The sequence below is a fragment of the Pseudomonas sp. FW215-R2 genome, assembly GCF_058789255.1.
In genome coordinates, this window is the sequence record NZ_JBYTBO010000028.1 from 61,968 (window position 1) to 70,758 (window position 8,791).

At 60.3% G+C, this 8,791-nt stretch carries 7 protein-coding genes; 6 read left to right on the forward strand and 1 reads right to left on the reverse strand.

The features are described from left to right. The first annotated feature begins 48 nt into the window (after positions 1-48). The 5 genes from AC3WRD_RS27355 to AC3WRD_RS27375 all read left to right on the forward strand — a co-directional run bounded on the left by AC3WRD_RS27355 (position 49) and on the right by AC3WRD_RS27375 (position 6,673). Positions 49-1,746, forward strand: coding sequence for a sulfatase-like hydrolase/transferase (locus tag AC3WRD_RS27355; protein ID WP_102622405.1), 1,698 nt, complete (start codon positions 49-51; stop codon positions 1,744-1,746). A 50-nt stretch (positions 1,747-1,796) separates the two neighbouring features. Continuing rightward, on the forward strand, positions 1,797-2,450 hold the full coding sequence (locus AC3WRD_RS27360; protein WP_102622406.1) for an ABC transporter ATP-binding protein: 654 nt from the start codon (positions 1,797-1,799) through the stop codon (positions 2,448-2,450). Beyond that, positions 2,447-4,918: an ABC transporter permease gene (locus AC3WRD_RS27365; RefSeq protein WP_102622407.1), complete on the forward strand. Its 2,472-nt coding sequence runs from the start codon at positions 2,447-2,449 to the stop codon at positions 4,916-4,918. Before AC3WRD_RS27360 ends, AC3WRD_RS27365 begins: the two co-directional genes overlap by 4 nt. Continuing rightward, complete coding sequence (locus tag AC3WRD_RS27370; RefSeq protein WP_102622408.1) at positions 4,908-5,975, forward strand: lipocalin-like domain-containing protein; 1,068 nt, start codon at positions 4,908-4,910, stop codon at positions 5,973-5,975. Before AC3WRD_RS27365 ends, AC3WRD_RS27370 begins: the two co-directional genes overlap by 11 nt. Before the next feature lie 113 nt (positions 5,976-6,088). Beyond that, positions 6,089-6,673, forward strand: a complete 585-nt coding sequence (locus AC3WRD_RS27375) for a hypothetical protein (RefSeq protein ID WP_096821360.1) — start codon at positions 6,089-6,091, stop codon at positions 6,671-6,673. 328 nt (positions 6,674-7,001) lie between these two features. On the opposite strand, the gene AC3WRD_RS27380 is transcribed toward AC3WRD_RS27375, so the two are convergent. Beyond that, positions 7,002-7,823, reverse strand: coding sequence for a glycosyltransferase family 2 protein (locus tag AC3WRD_RS27380; RefSeq protein WP_102622409.1), 822 nt, complete (start codon positions 7,821-7,823; stop codon positions 7,002-7,004). Between the two features lie 244 nt (positions 7,824-8,067). Here AC3WRD_RS27380 and AC3WRD_RS27385 point away from each other — a divergent pair. Beyond that, positions 8,068-8,791 (forward strand): VanW family protein (locus tag AC3WRD_RS27385; RefSeq protein WP_102650869.1); only part of this gene is annotated, 724 nt, incomplete at its 3' end.

Genomic DNA, 8,791 nt, shown 5'->3' on the forward strand with positions numbered 1-8,791 from the left:
GCCGACAAGCGATTGACCATGCCCCGTCGCAAGCGCCCCGGAATCGCCATGTTTCGATATTTGAAAGAACTGCTTTTAATTATTTATCTACTGCTTTATTCCGAATATTACCTTGAGCGTTTAAACGCCATGGGTATCGGCCCGGCAGTACTTCTTTTTGGCGCGATGTTTTTGGCGCTGACTTTCGCATTATTACTAACGGCCTATATACGTCAGACTTTCATTCGGCACTTGTTCGCATTAACGATGTTTATTTCGGCGGTTTTTTTTGATGTGTATACCCGCGTCACCACCGATTACCTGACGTACAGCAGCTTCGTCTCGCTGGTGTATTCCGGCGGTTTCATTCAGGAAGCGGCCTACCAGTACCGGGACGCGATCGTCCACGGGGCGCTCAATGGCCTGCTGCTGTTGGTCGGCATCGGCCTCAAGCCACGGCATTCGATCCCCGTGCCAAATGCCTGGCGGATCGCGGCGCCGTTGTGCGGCGTACTGCTGCTGAGTGCGGTGTTGTTCATGCGGGCCGGGGAGGGCGCGCGTGGATTGCCGATCATGTACACGCCGCTGGCCTACCTCAACCTGTTCGGCTATGAGGCGCTGCACAACACCGTCGGCCCCCGTGAGCCGGTGACCCTGGCGCGCAACGGGCCTGCGGTGGGCCACGACATCGTGCTGATCATCGACGAAAGCATTTCCGGCAATTACCTGGACATCAACGCGCCGTTCGGCGTGCACAGCAACCTCAAGCAGGCGCCTGCGGGCGTCGACATTTTCAACTACGGCTATGCGGCGTCCATCGCCAATTGCAGTGCCGACACCAACGTCACCCTGCGCTACGGCGGCACCCGCGCCGATTACATGCGCATCAACACCACGCTGCCGTCGATCTGGCAGTACGCCAAAAAGGCCGGCCTGCGCACCGTCTACATCGACGCCCAGCGCACCGGCGGCAACCTGCAGAACCTGATGACCGACACCGAGAAAAAGGACATCGACGAATTCGTGCAATTCGACCAGACCAGCGTCCGTGACCGCGACATGGCCGCCGCTGCCAAACTGATCGAATTGCTCAACGACGACAAACCGGAGCTGGTGGTGATCAACAAGGTCGGCGCGCATTTCCCGGTGCACGACAAATACCCCGATGCGTTCATGGCCTACCGCCCGACCTTGCCGCGCGGCCAGTTCACCGAAGTCGCCGACACCGGCAAGCGCGATGGTTTCAACGGCCAGCCCTATGACTGGGTGCTGTACCGCAACGCCTACAAGAACACGGTGCTGTGGAATGTCGGCGAGTTTTTCTCGCGGGTGTTTGCCCAGGCCAACCTGAACAACGCGCTGCTGATCTACACCTCGGATCACGGTCAGGATCTGCATGAGCGCGGTAATCCTGGGCTCAACACCCATTGCGGCGGCGACCCGGTGGAGGAAGAGGGATTGGTGCCGCTGGTGGTGATTCAGGGCGATCAATTGCACACGCTCGACTGGTCGGCCCAACTGGCGGCCAACAAGGATCGCTCCAGTCACTACAACATCTTCCCGACCCTGTTGCAGTTGATGGGCTATGACCTCGCGGGGATCGAGTCGGTCTACGGCAAACCGCTGAGCGTGCCGACGGCAGATGATTTCACCTTCAACTACCGCTTTAATGCGCGGTTGGGGGCCAAGCCCGAGTGGAAACACATCGACCTGAACAGCATCGTCACGCCGGGAGAGGCGCCGACCAGCGTTGCCGCCGGACAGTAACCCTGCGCCATCCGCTATCCTTGCCCCACACGGATCGATCGGATGGTGGCATGCTGCAGGTTCAAAACGTCTTCAAGAGCTATCTCACCCCTCAAGGCCCGTTGCCCGTATTGCAAGGCATCGACCTGACGCTCAAACCCGGCAGCAGTCTGGCGCTGATGGGCGAGTCGGGCAGCGGCAAAAGCACGCTGCTGCACCTGATCGCCGGCCTGGATAAAGTCGACAGCGGCAGCATCCGCAGCGGCGAATATCGACTCGACGCCATGAACGAGACGCAACTGGCCAACTGGCGCCGCACGGAAATCGGTCTGGTGTTTCAGCAGTACAACCTGATCGGCAGCCTGCGGATCGAGGACAACCTGGCGTTTCAGGCGCGGCTCGCCGGGCGGCATGACCCGCGCTGGCAGAACCATCTGGTGCAGCGTCTGGGTCTGGGCGATCTGCTCAAGCGTTATCCCGAACAACTCTCTGGTGGCCAGCAGCAACGTGTTGCACTCGGCCGGGCATTGGCGTCTCGGCCCAAGCTGTTGCTGGCCGACGAACCCACCGGCAGCCTCGACGAAGCAACCAGCGACGAGGTGCTGCGTCTGTTGCTGGAATTGCTCGACGACACGCCGACCACTTTGCTGATGGTCACTCACAGTCAGCGCGTGGCGGCGCGACTGGCGGAGCGGGTGGTGCTGTCCAGCGGTCGTCTGACGTGAGGGTTTTTCGGCAAACGTTGATCGCGTTGCTCAGTCACTGGCGGCGGCATCCGGTGCAGTTTTTCAGCGTGCTGACCGGACTGTGGCTGGCCACCAGCCTGTTGACCGGTGTCGAAGCGCTCAACAGTCAGGCGCGGGACAGTTACGCCCGCGCCAGCCAGATGATTGGCGGCGAACCCCAGGCCAGCCTGAGCACGCCGAATGGCGCGACGTTTTCCCAGCAATGGTTTGTCGATCTGCGCCGTCAGGGCTGGCCGGTATCGCCTGTGCTGCAAGGCCGGTTGATCCTCAAGGGGCACGAATCCCAGCGCCTGCAATTGATGGGCATCGAGCCGGTGTCGCTGCCAGCCGACAGCGCGGTGGCGGGGCAGGCGATGCCGATCGAACGCATCGTCGATTTCTTCAGTCCGCCGGGCAGCACCTGGATTTCTCCCGAGACCTTGCAGGCGTTGAACCTGGTCGAGGGCGCTACAGCGCAAACCGAAACCGGCCAGACGTTGCCACCGTTGAGGGCGCAAACGGACATGGCTCCCGGCGTACTGCTGGTGGATATCGGTGTTGCCCAGCGCTTGCTCGAACAACCCGATCAACTGTCACGGCTGCTGTTGCCCAAGGACTTTCACGCCGACGTGCCAGCCGCGTTCAAAGGCCAGTTGCAGCTCAAGAGCAGCGGTGAAGAAAACAATCTGGCGCGGCTGACCGAAAGCTTTCACCTCAACCTCGATGCCCTGGGATTTCTCTCGTTTGTCGTCGGTCTGTTCATCGTCCATGCCGCCATTGGCCTCGCACTGGAACAGCGCCGTGGGCTGTTGCGCACCTTGCGCGCCTGTGGTGTCAGCGCGCGGATGCTGATCGCTTGCCTGATCGTCGAACTCGGTGCGCTGGCGTTGATCGGCGGCCTGTTCGGCGTCGTCAGCGGTTACTGGCTGGCGAGCGTGCTGTTGCCGGATGTCGCCGCCAGCCTGCGCGGGTTGTACGGCGCGGAAGTGGCGGGGCAGTTGCGCCTGAGTTCGTGGTGGTGGTTCAGCGGTATCGGCTTGAGCCTGCTCGGCGCGTTGCTGGCCGGGGCCAACAGTCTGCTGCGGGCCGCGCGTCTGCCGTTGCTGGCGGTGGCCGATCCGCAAGCCTGGCATGAACAGCATGCGCGCTGGTTGCGCCGGCAGGGCTTGGTCGCCGGGGTGTTTGCCGCGATTGCGTTGATCGCGCTGCTGTTGGGCAACAGTCTGGCCAGTGGTTTTGTGTTGATGGCGGGGTTGCTGCTCGGCGCGGCGCTGGCGTTGCCGGTGGTGCTCAGTGCGATGTTGAACGGCTTGCTCGGGCGCAGTCGCTCGGTGCTGGGGCAGTGGTTTCTCGCCGATTGCCGACAGCAATTGCCGGCGCTGAGTCTGGCGCTGATGGCGCTGCTGTTGGCGATGGCGGCAAACATCGGCGCCGGCAGCATGACCGCCGGTTTCCGCCAGACCTTCAACGACTGGCTCGAACAACGTCTCACCGCCGAGCTGTATCTGAACCCGAGCAATCCGGCCCAGGCCCGCGAACTCTACAGCTGGCTGAAACAGCAACCGAGCGTCACGGCGATCCTGCCCAACTGGCAGGTTTCGGTGACGCTGCAAGGCTGGCCGACGGAAGTGTTCGGCATCATTGATCATCCGCACTACCGCCAGCACTGGCCGTTGCTCGAAGCTCGGGGCGACGATCCGTGGGCGGCGCTGGCCACCGACGATGCGGTGATGCTCAGCGAACAACTCGCCCGCCGGCTCAAGGTTCGGCCGGGCGATCACCTGACGATTCCCACGCCGGGTCTGCCGTGGTCGCCGCGCATCGTCGGGATCTACGCCGACTACGGCAATCCCAAGGGGCATGTGCTGGTCAACAGCAATCACCTGCTGCGCAGCTGGCCGCAACTGACGCCAAACCGTTTCAACCTGCGCATCGAACCGCCAAAAATCCCCGCACTGCTGAGCGCCTTGCAGGCACGTTTCCAGCTTGACGACAGCCGCATCGTCGATCAGGCGCGGCTCAAGGGCTGGTCGGTGCAGGTTTTTGAGCGAACCTTCGCCGCGACGGCCGCGCTCAACAGCCTGACGCTCGCCGTCGCCGGGGTGGCGCTGTTCATCAGCCTGCTGACCCAGAGCCAGAGCCGCCTCGGCCAACTGGCGCCGCTGTGGGCCCTGGGGGTGACGCGACGACAATTGATGCTGCTCAACCTCGGCCAGACCTGGCTGCTGGCAGTGCTGACACTGGTGCTGGCCCTGCCGTTGGGCATCGGGTTGGCGTGGTGTCTGGATGCGGTGATCAACGTCCAGGCCTTTGGCTGGCGTCTGCCGCTGCGGGTGTTTCCGTGGCAATTGCTGCAACTTACCGGGCTGGCCTTGCTGGCGACGTTGCTGGCCTCGGCGTGGCCGCTGTATTCGCTGTACCGCACGCAACCGGCGGACTTGTTGAGGACGTTTGCCCATGAGGATTAGCTTCGTCGTGGTGTTTCTGGCGTTGTTGCTCAGTGGTTGCGACAACCCGGCACCGGAGCAGAAAGGCTTCGCCGGGATGGGCGCCCAGGCGCAGGCCTTCACACCGGTGGTGCCGGGGCGGGTGTTCAGCTTTCCGGCGGATCACGGCGCCCATGACGGTTTTCGCATCGAGTGGTGGTATGTGACGGCCAATCTCAAGGATGCCCAGGGCAATGATTTCGGCGTGCAGTGGACCTTGTTTCGCAGCGCATTGAACGCCTCGCCGGAACAACCGGGCTGGGCCAACCAAACGATCTGGCTTGGCCATGCGGCGGTGACGTCGGTCAATGTCCATCACGCCGCCGAACGTTACGCCCGTGGCGGCGTCGGGCAGGCCGGGGTGCGTGTGGCGCCGTTCGAGGCGTGGATCGATGACTGGCGTTTCGTCAGTCAGGCGAGCGATCCGTTGGGCGACATGCAGCTCAGCGCAAAGGACAAAAACTTCAGCTACCAACTGCGCCTGACCTCCAGCCGCCCGCTGGTGCTGCAAGGCGATCACGGCTTCAGTCAGAAATCCGAACAGGGCCAGGCGTCGTATTACTACAGCCAGCCGTTTTTCCAGGCCAGCGGCACCCTGCAAATCGACGGCAACACCTACACCGTCAACGGCCCGGCCTGGCTCGACCGCGAATGGAGCAGCCAACCGCTGACCGCCAACCAGACCGGGTGGGACTGGTTCTCCCTGCATCTGGACGACGGCGCGCACGTCATGCTCTACCGCATGCGCCAGAAGGAAGGCGCGCCGTACTTGACCGGCACCTGGATTGCCACCGATGGCCAGACCGAAACGCTGCACGCCGCGCAGATCAAACTGACCCCGCAGGACACCGCGAAGGTTGCTGGCCGTTCGATGCCGGTGCGTTGGTCGATCGGGATTCCGGAAAAAAATCTGCAGATCACCCTCGATGCAATCAACCCGGACGCCTGGATGAACCTGCGCATCCCTTACTGGGAGGGGCCGGTGCGGTTGAGCGGCAGTCAGGGCGGGCAGGGTTATCTGGAGATGACCGGGTACTGATTCGCCCTGTGCGAGGAGCAACGACCGATCAGCGTCTATGCTCCTTCGCACGCACGGCGCTGAAACCGATTCGGCGCGGTGTGCTGCCATTCATCACAGGGAAAGTACCGCTTATGAAGCTCCAAGCACTGACGCACGCCATAGCACTTGCCACTGTCCTGTCCGCCACCAGCCTCACGGCATTGGCCGCCGACATTCCACTGTCCGCAGCGGTCGAGGCCGACCAGGTCACCACCAAAGTATTGGCGGTCGACCCGGCCAATCATCAGGTTGTCCTTGAAGGCGCGGAAGGTCGCCAGGTGCACATTCAGCTCAGCGACAAGGCGAAAAACCTCGGCAACCTGAAGGTTGGCGACAAGGTCGACATCCAGGTTACACATTCGATCGCCGCTTTCCTGGACACCGACGTGGATAAAGGTCTGCCTGGCTCCACCGAGCGTACCGGTGAGCTGCGCAATGCCGTGGGCAGCAGCAACCCCGGTGGCGAGGCGTTCCGTCAGATTCAGGTGCAACTGAAAATCACCAGAATTGATTTGAAGAAAAAGCAGGTCACTCTGGAAAACCCTTCGGGCCAATCGAAAACCCTCAACGTCGAAAAGCCTGAAATCCAAGCCAAGCTCAAAGATCTGAAAGTCGGACAGAGCGTTGTGGTCACTTACACCGATGTATTAAAAGTGACCAGTGCACATGAAAGCTGAGTATTAACTCTACAGATTGACTGTTCTTGTACAAATAGTTGTATGAGAACAGTCATATGAAATGTTTGAGTGGGAGAATTCTGAAAGTTTGTCGGGAAATATCGATGATCAATATTCGTTAACGTTTTAGTACATAAAATTCATTATCAATTAGCACGACATATCCGCCAACTTCCATTAAAATCCCTCCCGTTCGCCCAGTGTCAGGGCTCTTTACCGGTGCATGGATTGCCAGGCCATTACACTGGGCGAACACCTCCTCCAGAGAGATGGCTAAAGAATTCAGATAAAAAAAGGGCGACTGTGAAGTCGCCCTTTTTTATTGTTCTCAGGATTTGGCAGGTCGCATGCCTTGCTGCATCTGAATACGCTTGAGTGTTTGCTGGTACATGGTGGTGCGGCGGTGGTTCTTGGCGTAGCCACCGGCGGCGGCCACGGTGCCTGCCTGGATGTGATCCAGGTAGCGGAAGATCGTACGCGGCGAAAGAAATCTGATGCCGTAGCCGAGGCTGCTTAATCGATCCTGCAGCGTGTATCCCGGGACCCGGTCGTCCATCGAAAAATGCAGCCCGTGCGCCTTGATCAACCGTGCATTCCACAAGGTGCAGAAGCTTTTCAGGTGGGTTTCCCGGTAGGGTTTTGGCTCCCGGGAACGCAGGCCCAACTGAAGTTTTGCCCGCCGGAAATAGTGTTTGAAATAACGCGAAGACAAGCGCCAGGTGTCTCTTAGAACACCCCGATCAAGCTGTTCGACACAACCGACTGCTGCTGTATCCAAAGATTGCATACACTCGTTGATCATCATTGAAAAGACAGTGCTGTCGAACACGAAAGTGTCGGTGTGCAGCAGAAACAGGTAATCGGTTTCAACTTTCGCAAGTGCCAGATCAAGTGCCTTGCCATGAGCAATATGTCCGGGTTCCTTAGCCGGCGAGGGGCGCTCGATCAAGTTGATCCAGTCAAGGGAACGCAAGTAAGTCAGACTTTCGTCCGCAGAATCGTTGTCCACCACCCACACCGGAATCTGATGATCCTTGACGTATTGCTGGAGAAACTCCAGGCACATCCGGGTTATTTCCGGGGTTTTGTAATTGACCAATACAAGACTGAACGCGGGCTGTTGTGCCGAGGGGAAATCAAACGCTCTCATGGTCAGGGCTCACATCAAGTTGAAGGGTTTTGCATGCGGCAATCGATGCTCGCAACCCGCTGCTTTGTGGCCCGGATGGTAGGGACGCAACCTTAGTTCAAGCTTAATTTTGGAGCGGTCGGGTTCAGTCGACTTGTTACGGCGTGCGACGCAAGCGCAGGCCGCGCACACGGCGACTTTCCACGGTAAGATGCGCCGCCATTTTCAGATCAAGGAAGACAACGGCCCGCGCCGTTTGCCACGGATGAAACCACTTTCCCTCTACCACCCGGCCCTCTACTGGCTGCGCGTGTGGCAAAAAAGACTGTTCCGCCACATCGCCTGGCACTGTTCGAGTAAACGCTACGCACGACCTGCCGCGACGTCCGAGCGCTTGCCGTATCGCTACCTCAAACACACCTCCAAACTGATTCGCAAACTCGGCGACTCCGACCTTGCGCTGCAACACAACAAAGTCATCAACCTCAAACTCGCCGTCGCCGCCATCGACGGCGTCACCATCGCCCCTGGCGAATATTTCTCCTTCTGCCGCCTCGTCGGCCGCCCGACCCGCCAACGCGGCTATGTCGAAGGCATGGAACTGTCCTTCGGCCAGGCCCGCACCGGCATCGGCGGCGGCATCTGCCAACTCAGCAACCTCATCCACTGGATGGCCATTCACTCACCCCTGGTCGTCATCGAACGCGCCAACCACAGCTTCGACCCCTTCCCGGACGACGGCCGCGTCCTGCCGTTCGGCTCTGGCGCGGCGATCTTCTACAACTACATCGACCTGGTGCTGCACAACCCGACGGATCGCAGCTTTCAGCTGAAGTTGAAGGTCGGGGAGACGCAACTGGAGGGGGAGTTGTTGTGTGATCGGGAGCGGGCTTATCGGTATCACGTGTTTGAGTCGGGGCATCGGTTTGTGCGGGAGGGGGAGCGGGTGTTTCGGGAGAATGAGATTTGGCGGGAGGTGAGGGAGAAGG

Bases quoted from the DNA above. Each gene is read 5' to 3' on its own strand.
- AC3WRD_RS27375 (WP_096821360.1), top strand. From the start codon at position 6,089: ATGAAGCTCCAAGCACTGACGCACGCCATAGCACTTGCCACTGTCCTG.
- AC3WRD_RS27370 (WP_102622408.1), top strand. From the start codon at position 4,908: ATGAGGATTAGCTTCGTCGTGGTGTTTCTGGCGTTGTTGCTCAGTGGT.
- AC3WRD_RS27355 (WP_102622405.1), top strand. From the start codon at position 49: ATGTTTCGATATTTGAAAGAACTGCTTTTAATTATTTATCTACTGCTT.
- AC3WRD_RS27360 (WP_102622406.1), top strand. From the start codon at position 1,797: ATGCTGCAGGTTCAAAACGTCTTCAAGAGCTATCTCACCCCTCAAGGC.
- AC3WRD_RS27380 (WP_102622409.1), bottom strand. From the start codon at position 7,823: ATGAGAGCGTTTGATTTCCCCTCGGCACAACAGCCCGCGTTCAGTCTT.